23 protein-coding genes and 1 tRNA gene (1 of these 24 cut by a window edge) are annotated in these 20437 nt (G+C 58.1%); 7 read left to right on the top strand and 17 right to left on the bottom strand.

Features of this window, described 5'->3' with window-relative positions:
• Positions 1-18: transfer RNA gene (locus tag AC07O1_RS08865), tRNA-Met, on the bottom strand; it reaches 159 nt to the left of the window's first position.
• Positions 19-319: 301 nt separating this feature from the next.
• Between AC07O1_RS08865 and dinB the strand changes: the two genes are divergently transcribed.
• The gene (gene dinB, locus AC07O1_RS08870) at positions 320-1381 is read left to right on the top strand and encodes a DNA polymerase IV (RefSeq protein ID WP_495010326.1); all 1062 of its coding nucleotides are present in this window, start codon (positions 320-322) and stop codon (positions 1379-1381) included.
• A gap of 42 nt (positions 1382-1423) precedes the next feature.
• Here the strand turns inward: dinB and AC07O1_RS08875 are convergent, their stop codons facing one another.
• From AC07O1_RS08875 to AC07O1_RS08895, 5 genes are all read right to left on the bottom strand, one after another.
• Complete coding sequence (locus tag AC07O1_RS08875) at positions 1424-2374, bottom strand: hypothetical protein (protein WP_495088534.1); 951 nt, start codon at positions 2372-2374, stop codon at positions 1424-1426.
• Positions 2375-2393: 19 nt separating this feature from the next.
• Positions 2394-4109, bottom strand: a complete 1716-nt coding sequence (locus AC07O1_RS08880) for a proline--tRNA ligase (RefSeq protein ID WP_494992603.1) — start codon at positions 4107-4109, stop codon at positions 2394-2396.
• 132 nt (positions 4110-4241) lie between these two features.
• Positions 4242-5882 (bottom strand): AmpG family muropeptide MFS transporter, encoded by a 1641-nt coding sequence (locus AC07O1_RS08885; RefSeq protein WP_495088535.1) that lies wholly within the window; start codon positions 5880-5882, stop codon positions 4242-4244.
• Positions 5883-5924: 42 nt separating this feature from the next.
• On the bottom strand, positions 5925-6299 hold the full coding sequence (locus tag AC07O1_RS08890; RefSeq protein WP_495088543.1) for an MGMT family protein: 375 nt from the start codon (positions 6297-6299) through the stop codon (positions 5925-5927).
• Positions 6300-6648: 349 nt separating this feature from the next.
• Positions 6649-6858 (bottom strand): cold-shock protein, encoded by a 210-nt coding sequence (locus AC07O1_RS08895; RefSeq protein ID WP_002554837.1) that lies wholly within the window; start codon positions 6856-6858, stop codon positions 6649-6651.
• Between the two features lie 353 nt (positions 6859-7211).
• Here AC07O1_RS08895 and dcd point away from each other — a divergent pair, with 353 nt between their 5' ends.
• A complete protein-coding gene (dcd, locus tag AC07O1_RS08900; protein WP_419116148.1) occupies positions 7212-7778 on the top strand; it encodes a dCTP deaminase in 567 nt (188 codons plus the stop codon).
• Positions 7779-7885: 107 nt separating this feature from the next.
• Complete coding sequence (locus AC07O1_RS08905) at positions 7886-8095, top strand: hypothetical protein (RefSeq protein WP_494992605.1); 210 nt, start codon at positions 7886-7888, stop codon at positions 8093-8095.
• A gap of 123 nt (positions 8096-8218) precedes the next feature.
• On the opposite strand, the gene AC07O1_RS08910 is transcribed toward AC07O1_RS08905, so the two are convergent.
• The 7 genes from AC07O1_RS08910 to AC07O1_RS08940 all read right to left on the bottom strand — a co-directional run bounded on the left by AC07O1_RS08910 (position 8219) and on the right by AC07O1_RS08940 (position 16096).
• Positions 8219-8983: an ABC transporter ATP-binding protein gene (locus tag AC07O1_RS08910; protein ID WP_494992606.1), complete on the bottom strand. Its 765-nt coding sequence runs from the start codon at positions 8981-8983 to the stop codon at positions 8219-8221.
• Between the two features lie 14 nt (positions 8984-8997).
• Positions 8998-10116: a succinylglutamate desuccinylase/aspartoacylase family protein gene (locus tag AC07O1_RS08915; RefSeq protein ID WP_495088536.1), complete on the bottom strand. Its 1119-nt coding sequence runs from the start codon at positions 10114-10116 to the stop codon at positions 8998-9000.
• A 27-nt stretch (positions 10117-10143) separates the two neighbouring features.
• Positions 10144-10854: an ABC transporter permease gene (locus AC07O1_RS08920; protein WP_494992608.1), complete on the bottom strand. Its 711-nt coding sequence runs from the start codon at positions 10852-10854 to the stop codon at positions 10144-10146.
• Positions 10851-11579, bottom strand: a complete 729-nt coding sequence (locus AC07O1_RS08925) for an ABC transporter permease (RefSeq protein WP_494992609.1) — start codon at positions 11577-11579, stop codon at positions 10851-10853. Before AC07O1_RS08925 ends, AC07O1_RS08920 begins: the two co-directional genes overlap by 4 nt.
• Before the next feature lie 57 nt (positions 11580-11636).
• Positions 11637-12416, bottom strand: coding sequence for a transporter substrate-binding domain-containing protein (locus AC07O1_RS08930; RefSeq protein ID WP_494992610.1), 780 nt, complete (start codon positions 12414-12416; stop codon positions 11637-11639).
• Positions 12417-12781: 365 nt separating this feature from the next.
• Positions 12782-15229, bottom strand: a complete 2448-nt coding sequence (locus AC07O1_RS08935; protein WP_495088537.1) for a penicillin acylase family protein — start codon at positions 15227-15229, stop codon at positions 12782-12784.
• 222 nt (positions 15230-15451) lie between these two features.
• Entirely contained in the window at positions 15452-16096 is a 645-nt protein-coding gene (locus tag AC07O1_RS08940) for a glutathione binding-like protein (protein ID WP_494992612.1), read from the bottom strand.
• Between the two features lie 139 nt (positions 16097-16235).
• Between AC07O1_RS08940 and AC07O1_RS08945 the strand changes: the two genes are divergently transcribed.
• Positions 16236-16784: a cysteine hydrolase family protein gene (locus tag AC07O1_RS08945; RefSeq protein ID WP_495023265.1), complete on the top strand. Its 549-nt coding sequence runs from the start codon at positions 16236-16238 to the stop codon at positions 16782-16784.
• A 155-nt stretch (positions 16785-16939) separates the two neighbouring features.
• Here the strand turns inward: AC07O1_RS08945 and AC07O1_RS08950 are convergent, their stop codons facing one another.
• The 4 genes from AC07O1_RS08950 to AC07O1_RS08965 all read right to left on the bottom strand — a co-directional run bounded on the left by AC07O1_RS08950 (position 16940) and on the right by AC07O1_RS08965 (position 18690).
• A complete protein-coding gene (locus AC07O1_RS08950) occupies positions 16940-17149 on the bottom strand; it encodes an SEC-C metal-binding domain-containing protein (protein ID WP_494992614.1) in 210 nt (69 codons plus the stop codon).
• A gap of 5 nt (positions 17150-17154) precedes the next feature.
• Positions 17155-17640: an LEA/WHy family protein gene (locus AC07O1_RS08955; RefSeq protein ID WP_494992615.1), complete on the bottom strand. Its 486-nt coding sequence runs from the start codon at positions 17638-17640 to the stop codon at positions 17155-17157.
• Between the two features lie 71 nt (positions 17641-17711).
• Positions 17712-18188, bottom strand: coding sequence for a YchJ family protein (locus AC07O1_RS08960; protein ID WP_494992774.1), 477 nt, complete (start codon positions 18186-18188; stop codon positions 17712-17714).
• A gap of 4 nt (positions 18189-18192) precedes the next feature.
• Positions 18193-18690 (bottom strand): DUF6231 family protein, encoded by a 498-nt coding sequence (locus AC07O1_RS08965; protein WP_495088538.1) that lies wholly within the window; start codon positions 18688-18690, stop codon positions 18193-18195.
• Between the two features lie 234 nt (positions 18691-18924).
• Between AC07O1_RS08965 and AC07O1_RS08970 the strand changes: the two genes are divergently transcribed.
• From AC07O1_RS08970 to AC07O1_RS08980, 3 genes are all read left to right on the top strand, one after another.
• The gene (locus AC07O1_RS08970; protein WP_494992619.1) at positions 18925-19203 is read left to right on the top strand and encodes a DUF1145 domain-containing protein; all 279 of its coding nucleotides are present in this window, start codon (positions 18925-18927) and stop codon (positions 19201-19203) included.
• Positions 19196-19954 (top strand): collagen-like protein, encoded by a 759-nt coding sequence (locus AC07O1_RS08975; protein ID WP_495088539.1) that lies wholly within the window; start codon positions 19196-19198, stop codon positions 19952-19954. Before AC07O1_RS08970 ends, AC07O1_RS08975 begins: the two co-directional genes overlap by 8 nt.
• 77 nt (positions 19955-20031) lie before the next feature.
• Positions 20032-20437, top strand: a 406-nt coding sequence (locus AC07O1_RS08980; RefSeq protein WP_495088540.1) for a transposase, incomplete at its 3' end; no start/stop codon positions are given.

A 20437-nucleotide genomic window follows, 5' to 3' on the forward strand; every position in this document is an offset into this window, starting at 1 on the left:
AGACTGCTCCATCCCGCGTCTGTGTGTCGGCATTCTACAGCGGATCGCTGGGCTGTCAACCTGTAATTCTAAAAAATCTCTTTTTGTTCAATCGCTTAGCTTGTCAGGAGGGTAGCCTGACAAGCCTTGAGGGCTTGCTGCGTAAGGCTTTCAGCTCTATTGGCATACCTGTTTTGATTGATAAAATAAATCCATTGAGGGTTTTTCCTACGTATACAGGCGAAGATTCAAAGCACTGGTGCTATATACAGGTGTCAGTGAGATACTGCCGATTCGTTTCACCTTTGCCTCTTTTGCTCTCAATGAACACTGCCTATATATGACGCAGCGCAAAATCATCCACATCGACTGTGATTGTTTCTATGCCGCGATCGAGATGCGCGACGACCCGCGTCTGGCCAGCAAGCCACTGGCTGTCGGTGGTTCGGCGGAGCGGCGTGGGGTGATTGCCACTTGTAACTACGAGGCGCGGGCCTATGGGGTGCGTTCGGCAATGTCTTCCCGGCATGCCTTGAAGCTGTGCCCGGATCTGGTGATCGTCAAGCCGCGTATGGATGCATATAAAGAGGCTTCGAAAGAGATTCAGGCGATCTTTCGCGATTACACCGACCTGATCGAGCCCTTATCGCTGGATGAGGCGTATCTCGATGTTTCCGATAGTCCGCACTTTGCCGGCAGCGCCACGCGCATTGCGCAAGATATCCGCCGACGTGTCTCCAACCAGTTGCATATCACCGTCTCGGCCGGTGTGGCGCCGAACAAGTTTCTCGCCAAGATCGCCAGTGACTGGAAAAAGCCCAATGGCTTGTTTGTGATTACCCCGGATCAGGTTGAGGATTTTGTTTCCGCCTTACCGGTCAGCAAGCTGCACGGGGTGGGGAAGGTCACGGCGGACAAGTTGGGAAGGCTCGGCATCGTCAATTGCCTGGAGCTTCGAGACTGGAGCAAGTTGGCGCTGGTGCGCGAATTCGGCAGTTTTGGTGAGCGGCTGTGGGGGCTGGCTCGTGGAATCGATGATCGGCTGGTGCAGAACGATAACCGGCGTCAGTCCGTCAGTGTCGAGAATACCTACGATGTGGACCTGCCCGATCTGGCCAGTTGCCTGGAAAAATTACCAGAGTTATTGGAAACCCTGACCGCCCGCATGGCGAGGATCGACAGCAGTTATCGGCCGGGCAAGCCCTTCGTCAAAGTGAAGTTCCATGACTTTACCCAGACCACTCTGGAGCAGGCCGGGGCAGGGCGGGATCTGGAGGGGTATCAGCAACTGCTGACCCAGGCCTTCAATCGGGGCGTCAAGCCGGTGCGGTTACTGGGGATTGGCGTGCGTTTGCAGGATCTGCGTGGCGGGCATGAGCAGTTGGAGTTGTTTAGCCGCTAGGCATTTGTAGCAGCAGCCTCGCGGGCTCGGCAGCTGCTACAGTCACACCCCGGGATCTGCCACCAGTCGCCCGGCATCTTTGGTCAGTGACTTGAGGAATTCACGCTGCAATTCAGGATCGTTGCGGGTCAATTCGATCAGGCTCTGTTCCAGTTCGCTGGCTTCTTCTTCAAGGCCCAACTCCGACAGGCGTTTTACCCGGTGTACCCACTGGCTGACGTCGTCATCTTCGAGGTCATCGAAGATCAGGTTGTGAGCTTCCAGCATCTTGCCGCGCAGGGTGCTGCTGATGGTCAGGGATGAGTTGGAATGCACGTCATTCTGAGCATCTTCGACGCTGATCTGCAGCTTGCTGATGTGGTTCAGGTCCTGTTCTGAAAACGGGCTGTCCAGCAGGTTCAGGCGCAGTACGCCGTTACGATCAGTACTCAGCTCAAAGGTATGAGTGCCGGCCTTGACCTCCACCGGACGCTCGCTCCACGGCAGGCTCGAATATTCCAGGCGTTTGTCACGCTGGGTTTCGTCGATTCCGGCCAGGTTTTGTTGCGCTCGACCCTGGGATTGAATGTTCATGAACGGGTTGAGCCCGGCAAGGCCATAGCTGATCCAGTCTTTGGTCATGCTGTCTGGCAAGTTGCCCAAGGCGAACACGTTGACAATATTCGCACCGACGCCAGCGACCAACGCCACGGCGCCCAGCGGGATCTCGTAGATCTCCCGCCAGGGCTGGTAAGGCGTGTAGCGATCATAGCGACGGGCAACTTCGAACTCGGTGACTTCGAAGGTCTTCTGCTCGTGGATCCGTACTCGGCGTTGCGGCAGTTCAAGCACCTTAGGCTCGCCGACATCGATCTGCAGGCTGTGCTCGAGCAATTTGCGCTCGATGCGTTCCTCGTGCTCGCTGTGTTGTGACATCTGATTGGCACAGCCACTGACCAGCAGGGTGCCGCACAGGGCGGCACCACCGAGGCCTAAGGTGTTTCGCTTGAACATGACTTCTCTTGATCTGGTTTCAGCGACGGATACGGGCTTGGAGGAAGGACAGCACCTCGGCGACCGGAAGCGCTTGCGGCTCGGCCTCGGTGCGGCTCTTGTATTCCAGGTTGCCTTCGGCGAGACCGCGGTCACTGACCACGATCCGGTGTGGAATGCCGATCAGTTCCATGTCTGCGAACTTGATACCAGGGCTGGTTTTCTTGTCGCGGTCGTCCAGCAGCACTTCGAAGCCGGCAGCAGTCAGCTCGGCATAAAGCTTGTCGGTAGCTTCGCGAACCAGTTCGGTTTCGTAGCGCAGAGGTACCAGGGCAATCTGGAACGGTGCGAGGCTGTCGCCCCAGATGATTCCGCGTTCGTCGTTGTTCTGCTCGATGGCAGCGGCAACCACGCGCGAAACGCCAATGCCGTAGCAACCCATGGTCAGGGTTACAGGCTTGCCGTTTTCACCGAGAACCTGGCACTTCATCGCTTCGCTGTACTTGGTGCCTAGCTGGAAGATGTGTCCGACTTCGATGCCGCGTTTGATTTCCAGCGTGCCTTTGCCGTCCGGGCTCGGATCGCCGCTCACGACATTGCGCAGGTCGGCCACGGCCGGAACCGGCAGATCGCGCTCCCAGTTGACGCCGAAGTAGTGCTTGTCATCGATGTTGGCACCGATACCGAAGTCGCTCATCAGCTCGACTGAGCGGTCGATGATGATCGGCAATGGCAGGTTCAGTGGGCCGAGGGAGCCGGCGCCGGCGCCAATGGCATCGCGTAGTTCGGCGTCGGAAGCCATGACCAGCGGGCTGGCAACGCCTGGCTGGTTGGCGGCCTTGATTTCGTTCAGTTCGTGATCGCCGCGAATGATCAGCGCGATCAGCTTGCCTTTTTCTTCAGCGTGAACCACCAGGGTCTTGATGGTCTTTTCAATCGGCAGATTGAAGCCTTCGACCAATTGCGCGATGGTTTTGGTGTTTGGCGTATCGACCAGGCGCAGCTCTTCGCCTGGCGCAGGGCGCGAGGTTTCGCGAGGAACGGCTTCAGCCTTCTCGATGTTCGCCGCGTAGTCGGAACCATTGCTGAAGACAATATCGTCTTCACCGGACTCGGCCAGTACGTGGAACTCGTGGGAGCCAGCGCCGCCGATGGAGCCGTTATCGGCTTCTACCGGGCGGAAATTCAGCCCCAGGCGGGTGAATACGTTGCAGTACGCCTGGTGCATGCGGTCGTAAGTGACCTGCAAGGATGCCTGGTCCGCGTGAAAGGAGTAGGCGTCCTTCATGATGAATTCGCGGCCGCGCATCAAACCGAAGCGTGGGCGGGTCTCGTCACGGAATTTGGTCTGGATCTGGTACAGGTTGATCGGCAGCTGCTTGTAGCTGCTGAGCTCGTTACGGGCCAGGTCGGTGATCACTTCTTCGTGGGTCGGGCCGGCGCAGAAGTCGCGACCGTGACGATCCTTGAAGCGCAGCAGCTCTGGGCCGTACTCTTCCCAGCGGCCGGATTCCTGCCACAGCTCAGCCGGCTGGGTGCTCGGCATCAACACTTCAAGAGCGCCTGCAGCGTTCATCTCTTCGCGAACGATGGCTTCAACCTTGCGCATAACCCGCAAGCCCATGGGCAGCCAGGTGTACAGGCCGGAGGCCAGTTTGCGGATCATGCCGGCGCGCAGCATCAGCTGATGGCTGATCACAACCGCGTCGGAAGGCGTTTCTTTCTGTGTGGCGAGCAAATATTGACTGGTGCGCATGGTTGGCCGTTGTCGGTTGCTAATGACTAGAAATGACTGAGCATTGTACGGGTGAGATCTGTTTGCGTACAGGATTGCAGCCGGGCGTACCGGGGGAGGGTGGCGAAAGCCGGCAACCCCCCCGGGGGGCTCCTAAGATTCTTTGCTGATTTCGCTGATTTCGCTGGCTTTGTTGGCTTCGCCAGCTTCGCCAGCTTCGCTGACGTTACTGGTGTCGCTAACGTCGTTAGCCGCGGCTGCGGCTGCGGCGGCCGCAGCGGCCTCGCGGGCGCGGCGTGCCTCCTGAAACCAGTGCAGGGCGATCAACAATACGGTCGGGATGCCAAGCAGGGTGGTGATCAGGAAAAAGTTGTGATAGCCGAATTTCTCCACCATCACCCCGGAGTAGCCGCCGATCAGGCGTGGCAGCAAGAGCATGATCGAACTGAGCAGGGCGTATTGAGTGGCGGAGAATTTCAGGTTGGTCAGGCTCGACAGGTAAGCGACAAATGCTGAAGTGGCCATGCCTGAGCTGAAGTTGTCCAGCGAGATGGTGAAGATCAGCATCTGCAGGTTGGCGCCCATGTCTGCGAGCATCACGAACAGCAGGTTGGTGGCTGCCGAAGCTACGCCGCCGATGAGCAGGATCGGCAGGATTCCGAAGCGCACGATCAGTAAACCGCCCATCCCGGCGCCGACCAGGGTCATAATCAGGCCGAAAATCTTGCTGACTCCGGCGATCTGATCTTTGGTGAATCCCAGATCGATGTAGAACACGTTGGCCATCACCCCCATGACCGTGTCGGACATCCGATAGGTGGCGATCAGCCCCAGCAGCAGGAAGGCCTGCCAGCGATAGCGCAAGATAAAGTCGTTGACCGGTGTCAGTACTGGCGCCAGGCCGCGTCTACCCATGGCCGAGAGGCACAGGCTGGTCAGGATGATATAGAGGATCGCCCGCAGGAAGGCGCGATCTTCCAATAGCAGATCCAGCAGGCTGACACCGTTGAACAGCACGCTGGCGAAGTCGGTGTTGTAAAGCTGGGTAAACATCGCCGGTACGGAGATCAGCAGGATGATCAGCACGAATACCGACACCAGTTGATGCACAAAGCTGTAGCGCCCGGCCGACAGCTGAGTACGCAGGGGCACGGGGGGTTCACGCATAAGGATCGTGGTGAGCAGTGCCGGGATCATCAACACACCGAACAGGACGTAGGTGCCGGTCCAGGCCGCATGTTTGTAGTTGAAACCCGTGGAGCCGAAGCCTTCGGCAAAGAATAGGGCACCGGCGGTCGCCAGCAGTACGGCAACTCGATAACCGGACATGTACGCGGCGGCCAGCGCGGCCTGGCGGCTGTCTTCGGCAATTTCCAGGCGATAGGCGTCGATAGCAATGTCTTGGGTGGCGGAGGCGAAGGCGACGATCACCGCAATGGCTATCAGCCAGGACAGGTGCTTTTGCGGGTCGCAGAAGCCCATGCCGATCAGTCCGAGGATGATCAGTGATTGAGCGAGGACCAGCCACGAGCGACGACGCCCGAGTTTACCGAGCAGCGGCAGGCGCCATTGGTCGAGCAGCGGCGACCATACCCATTTAAAGGCATAGGCCAAGCCGATCAGGCTTGCGTAACCAATGGTTTCGCGGGCTACACCAGCTTCGCGCAGCCAGACCGAAAGCGTCGAGAACACCAGCATGTAAGGCATGCCGGCGGCGAAACCAAGCAGCAACAGTACGAGCGTCGAGGGGCTGGCATAGGCGGCGAGTGCGTCGCGCCAGGTTTTTGGGGGCATGGGCTGGAGTCTGCCTCAGATTGCGGAAACAAAGCGCGCACTCTAACCGCTGTGCTCTATCGGACGCCAGCCATGACGCTGAATATCAACACGATTGTTCAGGATGCTGATGCCTTCCATGCGCAAGCGTGCCCGCTGTTCATCGCCTGAAGGGCTGCCGGCCGGCAGGCTGAGGCGACCGCCGGCACCCAATACGCGGTGCCAGGGCAGTTTGGTATCGCCGGGCAATTGGCTGAGTGTGCGACCGACCCAGCGTGCGGCACGGCCCAGCCCGGCCAGTTCGGCCAATTGGCCATAACTCACCACTTTGCCCTCCGGGACTTGGGCAAGTGTGAGGTAGAGAGCTGTGCGTCGGATTTGTGCAGGGCTTTCACTCTCGTCGGGAGATTCAGTCACGTTCGTGCTTCCTGAAGGAATTCGTGAATTCGCCTGTAAGACATATCCCTGATAGGTCGATGAGAATTTAACTCGGTTGTGATGCTTGGGTCAGTCCTGGCTAAGGCTTTTGTCCATGGGGATAATGCCGGTTTTTTTTCGCAGGCTCGGGCCCTGTGTTCGCTTATGTTGTCCAGAGCCCTGCTGTGCCTCGTTGTCATCAGTTTGAACAGGACGCGTCACACCGCTTTTTGGTGTCACCCGATAACACTGGCGTTCTATCGTTCGAAAGCTGGGGGGTAAACCTTTTTCAGAGCATGTTCAGGGCAAAACAGACGGGCACAAAAAAACCCCGCTTTTGAGGGCGGGGCTTTTGCTGTATCAGGACAAGTTAGATAACTTGAACTTCTTCAGCTTGCATGCCTTTCTGACCGCGGGTAGCGATGAAAGAAACCTGTTGGCCTTCTTTCAGGCTTTTGAAGCCGTCGGACTGGATAGCTTTGAAGTGTACGAACAGGTCGTCACCGGATTGTGGAGTGATGAAGCCGAAGCCTTTTTCATCGTTGAACCACTTAACGGTACCAGTTTGGCGATTAGACATGGTGTATCTCCTTGGACAAAGTTAACTGCGACTCAGGAAAAGCCCTGGCCGAGACTGAGTGCAAAGAGCAGGAAAAATTCTTGGAGATGGTTGGATCGAAATTCAACATATCGTGTAGAGATTCTCAGTGACACAAGCAACACAGTGACGCCACCTTAACCCTTTTTCCGGAACGTGCCAATGGTCTTTATGAAGGTTTCTTTATTTTCGTGACTGACGGTGCCGCGTACGGGATCCGGGCCTGCGCTATTGCCGGGATCAGCGAGAAAAGCGCCCCGGTCTTTGAACCCGGCGGCGTGCCCCGGTAAGATGCCGGACAGAATTTTTCCACCTCGCTATTCAGGACACCCGCCATGAGCATCAAATCGGACAAGTGGATTCGCCGCATGGCGCAAGAGCACGGCATGATCGAGCCCTTTGTGGAGCGTCAGGTGCGCGGCGAAGGCGCTGACCGGGTGATTTCCTTCGGCGTATCGAGCTACGGCTATGACGTGCGTTGCGCGGATGAATTCAAGGTATTCACCAACATCAACTCGGCGACCGTTGATCCGAAAAACTTCGATGAGAAGAGTTTCGTCGACGTCAAAAGCGATGTGTGCATCATTCCGCCAAACTCTTTCGCGCTGGCCCGGACTGTCGAGTTTTTCCGCATTCCACGCAACGTATTGACCATCTGCCTGGGGAAAAGCACCTACGCCCGTTGCGGCATCATCGTCAATGTCACGCCGCTTGAGCCGGAGTGGGAAGGCCATGTGACCCTGGAGTTCTCCAACACAACGACCTTGCCAGCGAAGATCTACGCCAATGAAGGTGTGGCGCAGATGCTGTTTTTCGAGTCCGACGAAGAGTGCGAAGTGTCTTACAAAGACCGTGGCGGCAAATACCAGGGCCAGCTTGGTGTCACCCTGCCGCGTACCTGATTCAGGCATCTGACGAACAGTTGGAATTCTTGAGCGAGCAGGTACTCTATTGAGAGTACTGCTTCGGTTCGCGCAACGCGAGTCGGGCCATCGCTCAGGAGCGCCCTATGAAAATCGATCCGCGTATAAGTGCTGAGCTGGCGAGGCTTGAGCCCAATCAGGTCGGCATGCTTGCCTGGTCATTGCTGGCGCATCCGTCGGTCAACATGGCGGGCGGCATTCCTGGTCAACCCGACCCGGACACCCCGAACGAACAGCCTACCGAACCCGGTGAGCCCACCCTGCCGGATGAGCCACCTCCCGCTCCCGTAGCTTGATATCTCTCGCCAGAGAACTTTGTAGGAGCCGAGCTTGCTCGCGATAGAGACGCCTCGGTCAAGCTGACCGACCGCGTTATCGTTCATCGCGAGCAAGCTCGGCTCCTACAGGAGGCTGGGGGGTTATTTCAGGTTACCGCTGAGAAACTGCTTCAACCGCTCGCTTTTCGGATTGCCCAGCACCTCATCCGGCGTGCCTTCTTCCTCCACCAGACCCTGGTGAAGAAACAGCACCTGGCTCGACACCTTGCGGGCGAAGCTCATTTCATGGGTGACCATGATCATGGTCCGGCCTTCTTCGGCCAGGCCCTGGATCACCTTGAGCACTTCGCCCACCAGTTCCGGGTCGAGGGCCGAGGTCGGTTCGTCGAACAGCATGACTTCCGGCTCCATGGCCAGGGCCCGAGCGATGGCCACGCGCTGTTGCTGACCGCCGGAGAGGAACGCCGGGTATTGATCGGCGACCCGGGCGGCCAGGCCGACCTTGTCCAGGTAACGGCGGGCACGATCCTCTGCGTCTTTCTTGCTGACACCCAGCACCCGACGCGGGGCCATGGTGATGTTTTCCAGCACCGTCATGTGGCTCCACAGGTTGAAGTGCTGGAACACCATCGCCAGACGGGTGCGGATCCGTTGCAGTTCGGCCTCGTCGGCTACACGCATGCCATGCCGGTCTTTGATCATGCGGATCGACTGGCCGTCCAGGCTCATGGCACCGTCGTTGGGTTGCTCAAGAAAGTTGATGCAGCGCAAAAAGGTACTTTTGCCCGAGCCGCTGGCGCCGATCAAGCTGATCACATCACCGGTTTTGGCTTTCAGCGAAACGCCTTTGAGCACTTCATTGTCGCCATAGCATTTATGCAGGCCTTCAATGGTCAGTTTGTACATGGGGGCATGCATCCTTAAGGCGAAAGTAGGTAGCCGCTGCGATAGGCTTCGCGGCCAGCGACATGGGCGATCACCATGCCAGCGGTGGCCATGCGCCGCAACGAGCGGGCGTAAAGCAGCCCGGCGTTGTTGCAATGAATGGGCGTGACGCGGTCGTTGATCGGGTCGATGATCTCGGCGACCAGTTGCCCTGCCTCAAGGAACTCACCCGGCAGCGCGGCAAACACCAACAGACCGCCGACGGGTGTTGTTACTGGCTCGACGCCTGCCAGCGGAGTGGCCGGGTAGGGTAGCTCTGGCAGAGGCGCCGGTTCGCCGGCGATGGCGCCGAATTGCGTCAGGTAGTCGATAAGTGCCTGGCAATCCAGGCTGGCCAGCCCGTGATTGACATCACCCTGACCGCGCAGCTCGACGGTGACCGAAAAACTGCCCAGCGGAATCTTGAAATGCTCAGCGAAGCGTTCTTGCAACTGCCACCAGAGCAGGGTGAAGCATTCATCGAAGGACTGCCCGCCCGAGTCGGTGGCCAGCAGGCAAGCTTGGGCGCCGATATAGCGCGCCAACGGTTCAACCTGCGGCCAGGCTTCAGGAGTGGTGTACAGGTGGGCGACGGCTTCGAAATCGCAATGCAGGTCCAGCACCATGTCAGCATCGCAAGCCAGTCGTTGCAGGGTCAGGCGTTGGGATTGCAATTGAGTGCTGGCGGTTTGCCGGGCCAAAGCCTTGCGCAGACTGGTGCGAACCAGCCTGATGTTATGGTGAGGGTCATCGCTGAGCTGGTCTTCGATTTCGTTACCGACTTCTTCACTCAGGTCGACGAACCAGCGGTTGAAGTTCTGTCCGCTTTCCAGCTCATAGCGGCCCATCGGCACGTCCATCAGCACTTGTTCCAGGCCGACCGGGTTGGCCACAGGCACCAACACGATTTCGCTGCGCAGGCGGCCTTGAGCTTCCAGTTCGGCCAGGCGCAGCTTGAGGTGCCAGGCCACCAGCATGCCTGGCAGTTCGTCCGCGTGAAGAGACGACTGGATGTAGATCTTGCCTTCGGCCTGCTGCGGGCCGAAGTGGAAACTGTGGATCTGTCGTGCTGTGCCCGGCAGCGGGGCAAGCAAGTCATGAATCTGGTGGCGCATTGGCTCTTGTTTCCTGAAACAGAAGTCCTAGTGGGTAGGCCCGAGGAAGGCCAGCCATCGGCGTTCGGCGAGGCGGAACAAACCGACCAGCGCAAAGGTGACGCTCAGGTAGATCAGCGCGGCAATGCCGAACGATTGAAAGGTCAAAAAGGTCGCCGAGTTGGCGTCCCGCGCAATTTTCAATACATCCGGAACGGTCGCGGTAAAGGCCACGGTAGTCGAGTGCAGCATCAGGATCACTTCGTTGCTGTAGTAGGGCAACGAGCGGCGCAGGGCTGATGGCATGATCACATAGGCATAGAGTTTCCAGCCGCTCAGGCCATAGGCTTTGGCCGCTTCGACTTCACCGTGGGCCATGCTGCGAATCGCCCCGGCAAAAATCTCCGTGGTGTAGGCGCAGGTGTTCAGGGCAAAGGCCAGGATGGTGCAGTTCATCGCATCGCGAAAGAACGCATCGAGCACTGGTTGCGCGCGAACGGCGGCCAGGCTGTAGATCCCGGTGTAGCAGATCAGCAATTGGATATAGAGCGGCGTACCGCGGAACAGATAGGTGTAGAACTGCACCGGCCAGCGCACGTAAAGCTTGGGTGAAACCCGGGCGATGGACAGTGGGATCGACACCAGGAAACCAATGAAGATCGAGGCGCTGAGCAGCCACATCGTCATCGCCAGGCCGGTGATGTGGTAGCCGTCGCTATAGAGAAAGGGCTTCCAGTAATCCTGCAGGAGTTCGATCATCGCACGGCCTCCCGGGAGCCCGCCGCGTAACGCCGTTCGAGCCAGCGCAGGACGACGTTCGAAGCGCTGGTAATCAGCAAATAAATCAGTGCCGCCAGCACCAGGAAGTAGAACAGTTGATAGGTGCTTTTGCCGGCATCCTGAGCCGCCTTGACCAGGTCGGCCAGGCCGATGATCGACACCAGTGCGGTGGCCTTGAGCATCACCATCCAGTTATTGCCGATACCCGGCAGGGCGAAGCGCATCATTTGCGGGAACACCACGTAGCGAAAGCGCTGGCCGCGTTTCAAGCCGTAGGCGGTTGCGGCTTCCATCTGCCCGCGCGGCACGGCGAGAATCGCGCCGCGGAAGGTCTCGGTGAAGTACGCGCCATAAATAAAGCCCAGGGTAATGACCCCGGCGCTGAACGGATTGATCTCGATGTATTCCCAGTCCAGCGCTACGGTGAGACTGGTCAGCCAGGTTTGCAGGCTGTAGAAAATCAGCAGCATCAGCACCAGGTCCGGCACTCCGCGAATCAGCGTGGTGTAGAACTGGGCCGGAATCCGCAACAGCTTGACGCTTGAAAGCTTGGCACTGGCGCCGATCAGGCCGAGCAGAACGCTCACCAGCAGCGACAACACCGATAATTTGATAGTCATCCAGGTGCCTTGCAACAGCAGGGGGCCGAAACCCTTCAGGCTGAAGGCGGAAAGCCCGAGGGTCTGCAACAGTTCTTCGAACATGGATCCAGCCTTTGACAGTCAGAAAAGCGCCCACCTTTTCGAGGTGGGCGCCGGGCATTATTTGCCGCTGTACAGATTCATATCGCCGAAGTGTTTCTTCTGAATGGTGGCGTAGGTGCCATCATCGTGTAACGCTTTGATACCTTTATCGAGTAGAGCCTTGAGCTCTTTGTTACCTTTCGAGATACCGACAGCGGTTTTGGATGGCAACAAAGGATCGTTGACCGGTTTGCTGACTTCGTAGTTAGCACCTTGTGGCGACTTCAAAAAGCCCAATTCAGCTTGCAGCATGTCCTGGATCGAGGCATCGAGACGGCCAGATGTCAAGTCAGCATAGACCTGGTCCTGGTTGGCATAGGCCTGAGTGGTGACGCCAGCCTTGTCCAGCACAGCCTTGGCGTAGGCTTCCTGGATGGTGCCTTGCTCGTAGCCGACCTTTTTGCCTTTGAGCGAGGCAACATCGGAGATGCCAGAGCCTTTCTTGTACACCAGTGCGGTAGGGCCGGAGAACAGCTCGCTGGAGAAATCGATGACTTTCTCGCGGGCCTCGGTAACGGTCATCGACGAGATCACACCGTCGAATTTATTGGCTTTAAGGCCAGGGACCATGCCGTCGAAATCGCTTTCGACCCATTTGCACTTGACCTTCAGTTCGGCGCAGATCGCATTGCCCAGATCGATATCAAAGCCCACCAGGCTACCGTCAGCCGCTTTGGACTCGAACGGCGCGTAGGAAGGGTCAACACCAAAACGCAGCTCTTTATATTCTTTGGCCAGCGCGGAGCCGGCAGCCATGCACAACGCCAGTGCAGAAAGGGTCAGCAATGCTTTTTTCATTATTCAATCCCTAAAAACCAATATGAGCGCTTGTGGCGCATTAGTACTGTTACTGGAAAGCGTAAGACCCGTTAAAAGTAGCAATTTCCGAACCATAGTCCCGAACAAGTGTTTTAAAAGGCCGTTTTCGGGAGAATTATTGTTGTGGCGTGCCCGAAAACGGGCATGCCTGAATTGTTGCACCAAGTATGGACGAAAGGCTTGGTCGACATGCCAGAGAAGAGAGAATCCCAGGTCCTGCGCATCGCGCGCCCCTTGTGGGAGCGAGCTTGCTCGCGATGGACGTTAACGATAACGCGTGTTTTCTGAATAAACGCGTTGCCCTTGAGTCCATCGTCGGAACGCCGCCCGGAGCAAGCTCGCTCCTACAGGGGCACCAACGTCAGCCGTGTATTGCCGTAGACCTTATCGAAGTTCTGCGGCTGCATCGGGAAGCTCATGTATTGGCCCTTGAGCGACGAATCGATACCGTCGATGTAATGCGGGCTGGCCGGGTTACCGGATTGGCCGGTGCTGTTGAGGCCCATCATCGGTTCCGCCTGACCGAAGTCGACGATGAAACGCATGGCCGGGATCAACGTGGTATTGAAGTCCTGTCCCCAATGGTAGGCGGCAGTGTTCAACGTGGTGTGATCGCCGCCCGCCGGCATTGGACCGCGCACGGTTTGGCCGCTGGCGTTTTTCCACTCGTAGCGGTGCAGTTTGCCCCACTGCCAGGCTTTGTGATCGGCGCCCATCTGGCTGTCACCGGCGGTCATCGCCGCCGCGAGGCTGCGGGCGAGGATAGTCGGTTTGTCTTCCTTTTGCGGCGTGCGGGTGTCGTCCCAGAATGGACTGTCTTCGCGACCAAGCAGGTGGTCGGCTTGAGCCGAGTAGGACAGATTGCCGTTGGCGACGAAGGCTTTCCAGGCCGGGCTGGATTCCGGGCCCAATTCGTCGAGGAAGATTTGCTTGGTGCTTTCTTGCAGGAACAATTCGTAGATCGCTGCATCAGCCGAGGTCGGGCTGAGTTTGCCGTCGAACGCCATTAAGCGGCTGTAGGCCTCGCGAGCCTTGTTACGTTCAGCTTCGGGCAGCGCGTCGATGGCCTGTTTGAGTGGCTGGGACATGCCCGGCGCTTCGAACATCTTCTTCAGTTTGGCGGCGAAGGTGGTGGTCTGGTCGTACTGCATGGCGATCATACTGCGGGTGTCGTGCTTGCCGGCACCTGCCAGTTCGGCGATGCGTTCGCCGCGCTCCGGGTAGTACCAGGAGTTGGACAACTGCATGCCATAGCCGTGAGGAATGATCCGTTGGTTAGCGGTGCCGAGCCAGCCTTGAGCCGGGTTCTGGTCATAGGGATGCAGCATCGGGTCGGCATAACCGTCCCAGTCATAGCGACCTTCCCAGCCTGGCGATGGCAGCAAACCCTCACCTTCGCGGCGGTTCGGGAAACGGCCGGTGACTTGCCAGCCGATATTGCTCGCATCGGCGAACACCATATTCAGGGCAATAGCGCGGATCTCACGGCTGGCGTCGGAGGCTTTTTCGACGTTCTGCGCACGGGACAAATCGAAGAACGCGTCCAGGCTCTTGTCGTCCTTGAGGTCCGGCATTTGCAGCGCCAGGCCATAACCACTGCTCAGGGTCGTGCCTGGCGTGCTGTTGAGCAGCGGGCCGTGGCGGGTTTCGTACACGACTTCGCGAATCGGTCGCTGACCTTTGACGAAGTAGGTTTCGTTACGAACGATTGCCGGCTGCCATTTGCCACCGACTTCGTAATAGAGCGCATTGCCCTGGCGTTTGAGTTTTTCGAGGAACAGGTCCTGATTGTCACCCATGAGCATGGTCATGCTCCACGCGACCTTGCCGTTGAAACCGGCGATGATGGCCGGGATCCCGGCGACTGACACGCCAGCGGCCTGGTATTTCGGCGCGCGCAGCTGCACGTAATTCCACAGCGAGGGCACGGCGATCGGCAGCTGGCTGTCACTGGCGAGCAGGCTTTTACCACTGCGGCTGCGCTGTGGCGCGATAGCCCAGTTGCTTGAAGCCGTGACGCTCAGCAGGTTCAGGTCGGAGAGTTGACCGGTGACTTTGGTGATGTCGGCCAGGCCCGGGATTTGTCCGTCGAGGTTCAGGCCCTTGAGCTTTTCGGCTTCGGCGAAAGGCAGCGGTTCATCTGGATAGGACGGGGTCAGCCAGGCGAGCTTGTCGGCACCGACTTTCTGTGCCAGTACCAGCGAGGAGATTTCTTCCTGCAGGTTCGCCGATTGGCTGAAGTTCAGCAGGCAAAATATCAGTGCCGAATCTTCCGGTTTCCAGTATTCGGGTTTGTAGCCTGAGGCGGCCAGGTCTGGCGGCAGTTTGTCGCGGTAGCGGAACAGGTAAGCGTTGACGCCACGTGCATAGACTTCGAAGAAACGTTTGATACGCGGCGAAGCGGCGTTATAGAGCTCGCCGGCGCTTTTCTTCAGATTGACCGCACGCATGAAACGGTCGGCTTCCAGCACGTCGGGGCCGGACATCTCGGCCAGACGCCCCTGAGCCAGCAAGCGCATGGTAACCATCTGGGTGATGCGATCACTGGCGTGCACGTAACCCAGGGTGAACAGCGCGTCGTGGAAGCTGTTGCTCTCGATCAGCGGCATGCCCATGGCATTGCGGCGCACCGAAACGTTCTGCGCTAGCCCTTTGAGCGGCTGCACGCCAGAAGTGGGTGGCAGGGTGTCCTGAGTGTTCCAGGTCTGACAACCGGTCAGGCTTAGAACACCGGCCACTGCTGCGGCAACGCCGAGCCGGGGAAGAAAATGTGTGAAGGCTGGCGAGGCCATGGCAAAGCTCCTGCGGAGGGTAGTGCTGATAAAGGCGCTACGTTAGTGAGCAGGAGGATGCCGCGCAAGAAGGGCGCGGATCTTATTTCAAGATTTGTCTGATAAATGATCGTTCCCACGCTCCCGCGTGGGAATGCAGCCCGTGACGCTCTGCGTCGCAGTAGCGCACGCGGAGCGTCCAGTGAGGCATTCCCACGCAGAGCGTGGGAACGATCCCGGTCCTCAGGATTTAGGTGGATTGATCCGCGCCGCAATGGCATACGCGCGCGCGGTCGCCGGGCGATCCTGGATGTGGTTGAACCAGCGCTGCACATTGGGGAAGTCTTCCAGGTTCTGGCTTTGCCACTTGTGCGAGACGATCCAGGGGTAGATTGCCATGTCGGCAATGCTGTATTCGGATCCGGCAACGAAGTTGCGGTCGGCCAGTTGCTTGTCGAGGACACCGTACAGCCGGGCGGTTTCGTCGATATAGCGCTTGATCGCGTAGGGGATTTTTTCCGGGGCGAACTGGCTGAAGTGATGATTCTGCCCGGCCATCGGCCCCAGACCGCCCATTTGCCAGAACAGCCATTGCAGGGTTTGCTGCCGACCGCGCAGGTCCTTGGGCAGGAACTTCCCGGTTTTTTCTGCCAGGTACAACAGAATCGCCCCAGACTCGAACAACGCCTGCGGAGCGCCGCCATCAGCAGGTTGCTGGTCGACAATGGCCGGAATCTTATTGTTAGGGGAGACTTTCAGGAATTCGGGTTTGAACTGCTCATCCTTGCTTATATTCACCGCATGCACGTTGTACGGCAGGCCGGCCTCTTCCAGAAACAGCGAGATTTTGTGGCCGTTGGGGGTGGTCCAGTAATACAGGTCGATCATGGAGTTCTCCAGGTGAGGGGTGTCTACGGACAGCAAACTCCGGCATTAGGTCGTCCTGTTTGCTTTCGATGGCTTGCCTGCAGGAGGAGGTGATGTTGAAGTGCGGGAATTTCAATGACCCCGCAGGAGAAAAGTCGGCATGGAGCTCAAGGCAAGCGCGGCGCTGATTCTGATCGATCAGCAAAAAGGCATTCATCACCCCAGGCTCGGGCGGCGCAACAACCCGCACGCCGAGGACCGGATGGCTGAGTTGCTGGCTCATTGGCGCTGTACTGCGCGGCCGGTGATTCATGTACAACATTTGTCCCGTTCACCAGACTCGGTGTTCTGGCCGGAGCAGTCAGGTGTCGAGTTTCAGGAGCGATTTGTGCCATTGCCAGGCGAACAGTTGATCCAGAAACAAGTGCCGGATGCGTTTTGCGGGACGGCTTTAGAGACGGTCTTGCGTGAGGCAGGGATAGAACAACTGATCATTGTCGGTGTGGCGACCCATAATTCGGTCGAGTCCACTGCGCGCACGGCTGGCAATCTGGGGTTTCAAACCTGGGTCGTGGAAGACGCGTGTTACACCTTCGACAAGGCCGATTATTTTGGCAAGGTGCATTCAGCCGAGCAAGTGCATGCAATGTCGCTGGGCAATCTGCATGGCGAGTACGCCACCGTCGTCAGCGTGGCGCAGATCCTGTAGGAGCGAGCTTGCTCGCGATGAACGATGACGCTGTAAGCCTGATACACCGCGGCGGCCCTATCGCGGGCAAGCCCTGCTCCTGTGTGTGAGAGATCCCTGTATGGGCTTGCTCGCGATGGCGATTTAACAAACGAAGAAAGTATCCGCCCGGAGCATCAAGCGCCGTGGCATTTCTTGAATTTTTTGCTGCTGCCACATGGGCAAGGGTCGTTGCGGCCGACGTCTTTCAACGCATTGCGCACAGGCTCCTGGTGGGCGTGACCGCAATTGGGGCCGTGAACATGACCATGGTCGTGATCATGGTGGTCGTGGTGATCATGATCGTGGTTGCAGTCAGGGCCATGGACATGGGGTTCTTGAGTCATTGAGGTCACTCCGGAATAAAATCGGCGGGAATTATCTCGCCATTACGCGCCAGGTGCACGTCATAGCCGATGAATAATCCGGTTTCCAGTTCACCTTCCAGCCGATAAGGGATGGGGCGCTCCGGTTTTCGCAGGAGTTTTACCACCTCGCGCACCTGCGGCCAGAGGTTGGTGCGGATCGGAACCTTGAAATAGCCGCTGCTTTTCGGCTCCACGGTGAACCACTCTGAATACTCACCGTCGGCCAGGAGAATCTGGCCCAAGTGAATCCGGTAAACCAGGCCGCGCACAATCAGGCTGGAGTCGTTGGGGTTGTCGATGCGAAAGTGCAGACGAAATTTTTGCTCTAGAAGCTTGGCCCTGACCACTTCAACCTTGATCAGGTGAACCTGAGGATCGAGCCTGTCGTCGCTAAACCAGGATGCGCAGCCGGAAAGCGTCAGCACCATGAGCAGACCAATTGTCCTTATTGTTCGAAACTCAGTGACCATGACATTACTCCCTGTGAGACCCCAGTCCAGCAATCGGTGCGGCGGGGTTGGGGGGTGGTCCACTTTGAAACTTAGCTGACGGTGTAACTTGAACAGCACTTCTTGAATTTCTGACCGCTGGCACAGGGACAAGCGTCGTTGCGCCCGGCCTTGAGCTGCACGGTGGGGTCGATGAAGTACCAGTGGCCGCTGTTTTGCACGAACGAGGAGCGTTCGCGGTGGCTGTGTTCACCGGTGCTGTCGTGCCAGCGCGCGGTAAAGGTCACGAAAGCGTGTTCGGGTTGGCCACCAAATACCTCGGAGCTTTCCACGTCTAAACCCAACCAGGTGCTTTGGGCGCTCCAGTCACTGATCGATTGACGATCCAGGCCTGCCTGCTGCGCGGGCAGGGTGGTCGCTACCAGATAGTCCACCAGGCCCAGTACATAAGCGCTGTAGCGCGAGCGCATCAAGGCCTCGGCGCAGGGGGCGGGGTGGCCTGCATGATAATGGCCGCAGCAGGCATCCAGCAGGTTGCCGCTACCGCACGGACAAATCGAGGTACTCATCGCATTACCACCAATATTTGCCGAAATTTTCCGGATTGGCCCAGAACCGGGCATTCAGCCAGTCGGGCACTTGTTTGTATTCAAGCAGATCGTAGGTGAACAGAGTCAGCTCCTGCTCGTTGCGCTGGAAGCGTTCGCTGGCTTGCAGCGCCAGGGAGAAAAAATCGGTTTCCTGCCAGCCACAAGCTGAAAGATCCGCCAGTACGGCGATGCGGCTGGCATTGAGGTTGCGAATCCCGCCCAGCAGATTCAGGCCATCGCGCTTGGGCAAATGCTCCAGGCAATCGACTGCCAGTGCCAGGTCGAAGCGGCGCGCCGCCAGTTCTGCTGGCAGAGGGCCGGGCGCGGCTTGTGCCACACACGTTTCCGGATGCGCCAGCCGGAATGCTTCCAGCGCCGGGAAATCGCTGGCGCCGATCAGTAACAGATGCTGCGGCGCATAGCGATCGAGCAAAGCGGCAAGGGCTTGCTGGGGTGTGCGCGAAGAAATACCTGCGGTCATCGAAGATCCTCAATCAGAACTGCAAAGACTAGCGTGCCCGAACGCTGGGGCCTAGTGGCCTGCGTGGTTAGTTCTGTCAGTCAACTTCGGCGCCACAAGCCCCAATCCTGCGTTGCTGTTCCTCGTCTGGCCGCCGGCCTCCTGCGTTCAGGAAGAATTTTCATCGCCCTCTGGCTTATCCTTCGTGGAAGTCGGTACTGTGCACGCAAAGAATAATTCACAACGGGGGAGCGTATGAAGGTGTTATGGGGGCTGGGGAAATTTTTGACCTTGCTGTTCTGGCTCGTGGTAGTGGTCAACCTGCTCAACCCATTGATCAAACCGTTCCATCTATTGGTCAATCTGGCCGGTAGCCTGTTGCTGCTGACGCATCTTCTGGAACTGGTGCTGTTCAATGGCAGCCTGAAAGGTCGTGTCCATCCCTGGCGTGATCGCTTACAGATTCTGCTGGTTGGCATTTTTCATCTGCAAACCGTCCCGGCCCCGGCCAGCCTGGAGGCCAATCATGCGTAATCTCTGTCTGCTGGCCGCTTTGGTTAGCCCTCTGACCTATGCCCAAGTGGTAACGGTCGAAACCAATACCATGATGCGTTTGCCGAACACCACCAGTGCCCTGCAACTGGAACGGCTGGACGTCGCCGATTACGGCACCCTGCTGATTCCCTCCAACGTGACCGAAGTGACGGTCGGCGAACTGCATCTGGGACGCGAAGCGCGAATCGCCATCGTACCCGGTGAGCTAAGCCTGCAGTTGAAGGTCAGCCATGCCCAATTGGGCAGTGGCAGCCAGATTACATCCCGTGGTGCGCCGGGTACTTACCTTAAGGCAGCAAAGCCTGGGCGTAACCTCAATCTGCGGATCAACTCGCTGAATGCTCAAGAGTTGTCAGTGGATGCACGCGGCGGTGCCGGTGCGCCGGGTTACTTCGGCCTGGATGGCGCCAATGGTCAGGCCCCCGGTTGTGCCTGGGGGCAGGCCGGTCGCGGCGCCGATGGCGATAACGGCGGCGATGGTCATCCCGGGGCCGCCGGTGCGCAAGTACGCGTGGAGTTGCCCAAGGACTATCCGGGTGCGCAGATCAAGGTCCTGGTCGACGGTGGCGCCGGAGGATTGGCTGGCGCCGCTGGCAAGCCAGGTGCGGGCGGCAAGTCCAAAGGCTGCATTGTTTACCGGACCGATGGCGGTCAGAGCGGACGTCCCGGCGTTGAAGGCCAACCAGGGCCTGCCGGTAACGCGGGATCGGTGACGGTGCAGCGGTTGTAGCGGTGTTATTGAGAATCTGATCGTTCCCACGCTCTGGACTGCACCCCAAAGGTTAGACATAACCGATGGGGTGTTTCATGGGGAAGTACACAGAGCAGGCGAAGCTTTCAGCGGTGCAGGATTACTGCTCCGGTAAAGCAGGGCTTAGAGATGTAGCACATCGTCACGATGTAGATTTTTCTTCGTTACGCCAATGGGTCGCCGCTTATCAGGTGCATGGTGCTGCCGCTTTAGAAGCAAAAAAGGTGCAGCACTACAGCGCCGAATTCAGGCTGTCTGTCTTGAAGCGTATGCGTGAGGAGCAGCTTTCCTATCGCCAAGTGGCCGCATTGTTTGATATTCGGAAATTCAACATCGTCGGCGACTGGGAGCGCCGTTATGATGAGGGCGGTGCAGATGCCCTATTCAGGCAGCCCAAACGAACTGGATTTCAGAGAAAAATGCCAAAGCCGATTTTACCCGTCCAACCCCAGTCGTCAGATG

This window comes from Pseudomonas sp. GW821-FHT07G10 (genome assembly GCF_059418545.1).

What these genes read in the sequence shown, in the direction of transcription:
- dinB (WP_495010326.1), top strand. Translation starts at nt 320, where the DNA reads ATGACGCAGCGCAAAATCATCCACATCGACTGTGATTGTTTCTATGCC.
- AC07O1_RS08875 (WP_495088534.1), bottom strand. Translation starts at nt 2,374, where the DNA reads ATGTTCAAGCGAAACACCTTAGGCCTCGGTGGTGCCGCCCTGTGCGGC.
- AC07O1_RS08880 (WP_494992603.1), bottom strand. Translation starts at nt 4,109, where the DNA reads ATGCGCACCAGTCAATATTTGCTCGCCACACAGAAAGAAACGCCTTCC.
- AC07O1_RS08885 (WP_495088535.1), bottom strand. Translation starts at nt 5,882, where the DNA reads ATGCCCCCAAAAACCTGGCGCGACGCACTCGCCGCCTATGCCAGCCCC.
- AC07O1_RS08895 (WP_002554837.1), bottom strand. Translation starts at nt 6,858, where the DNA reads ATGTCTAATCGCCAAACTGGTACCGTTAAGTGGTTCAACGATGAAAAA.
- dcd (WP_419116148.1), top strand. Translation starts at nt 7,212, where the DNA reads ATGAGCATCAAATCGGACAAGTGGATTCGCCGCATGGCGCAAGAGCAC.
- AC07O1_RS08905 (WP_494992605.1), top strand. Translation starts at nt 7,886, where the DNA reads ATGAAAATCGATCCGCGTATAAGTGCTGAGCTGGCGAGGCTTGAGCCC.
- AC07O1_RS08910 (WP_494992606.1), bottom strand. Translation starts at nt 8,983, where the DNA reads ATGTACAAACTGACCATTGAAGGCCTGCATAAATGCTATGGCGACAAT.
- AC07O1_RS08915 (WP_495088536.1), bottom strand. Translation starts at nt 10,116, where the DNA reads ATGCGCCACCAGATTCATGACTTGCTTGCCCCGCTGCCGGGCACAGCA.
- AC07O1_RS08920 (WP_494992608.1), bottom strand. Translation starts at nt 10,854, where the DNA reads ATGATCGAACTCCTGCAGGATTACTGGAAGCCCTTTCTCTATAGCGAC.
- AC07O1_RS08925 (WP_494992609.1), bottom strand. Translation starts at nt 11,579, where the DNA reads ATGTTCGAAGAACTGTTGCAGACCCTCGGGCTTTCCGCCTTCAGCCTG.
- AC07O1_RS08930 (WP_494992610.1), bottom strand. Translation starts at nt 12,416, where the DNA reads ATGAAAAAAGCATTGCTGACCCTTTCTGCACTGGCGTTGTGCATGGCT.
- AC07O1_RS08935 (WP_495088537.1), bottom strand. Translation starts at nt 15,229, where the DNA reads ATGGCCTCGCCAGCCTTCACACATTTTCTTCCCCGGCTCGGCGTTGCC.
- AC07O1_RS08940 (WP_494992612.1), bottom strand. Translation starts at nt 16,096, where the DNA reads ATGATCGACCTGTATTACTGGACCACCCCCAACGGCCACAAAATCTCG.
- AC07O1_RS08945 (WP_495023265.1), top strand. Translation starts at nt 16,236, where the DNA reads ATGGAGCTCAAGGCAAGCGCGGCGCTGATTCTGATCGATCAGCAAAAA.
- AC07O1_RS08950 (WP_494992614.1), bottom strand. Translation starts at nt 17,149, where the DNA reads ATGACTCAAGAACCCCATGTCCATGGCCCTGACTGCAACCACGATCAT.
- AC07O1_RS08955 (WP_494992615.1), bottom strand. Translation starts at nt 17,640, where the DNA reads ATGGTCACTGAGTTTCGAACAATAAGGACAATTGGTCTGCTCATGGTG.
- AC07O1_RS08960 (WP_494992774.1), bottom strand. Translation starts at nt 18,188, where the DNA reads ATGAGTACCTCGATTTGTCCGTGCGGTAGCGGCAACCTGCTGGATGCC.
- AC07O1_RS08965 (WP_495088538.1), bottom strand. Translation starts at nt 18,690, where the DNA reads ATGACCGCAGGTATTTCTTCGCGCACACCCCAGCAAGCCCTTGCCGCT.
- AC07O1_RS08970 (WP_494992619.1), top strand. Translation starts at nt 18,925, where the DNA reads ATGAAGGTGTTATGGGGGCTGGGGAAATTTTTGACCTTGCTGTTCTGG.
- AC07O1_RS08975 (WP_495088539.1), top strand. Translation starts at nt 19,196, where the DNA reads ATGCGTAATCTCTGTCTGCTGGCCGCTTTGGTTAGCCCTCTGACCTAT.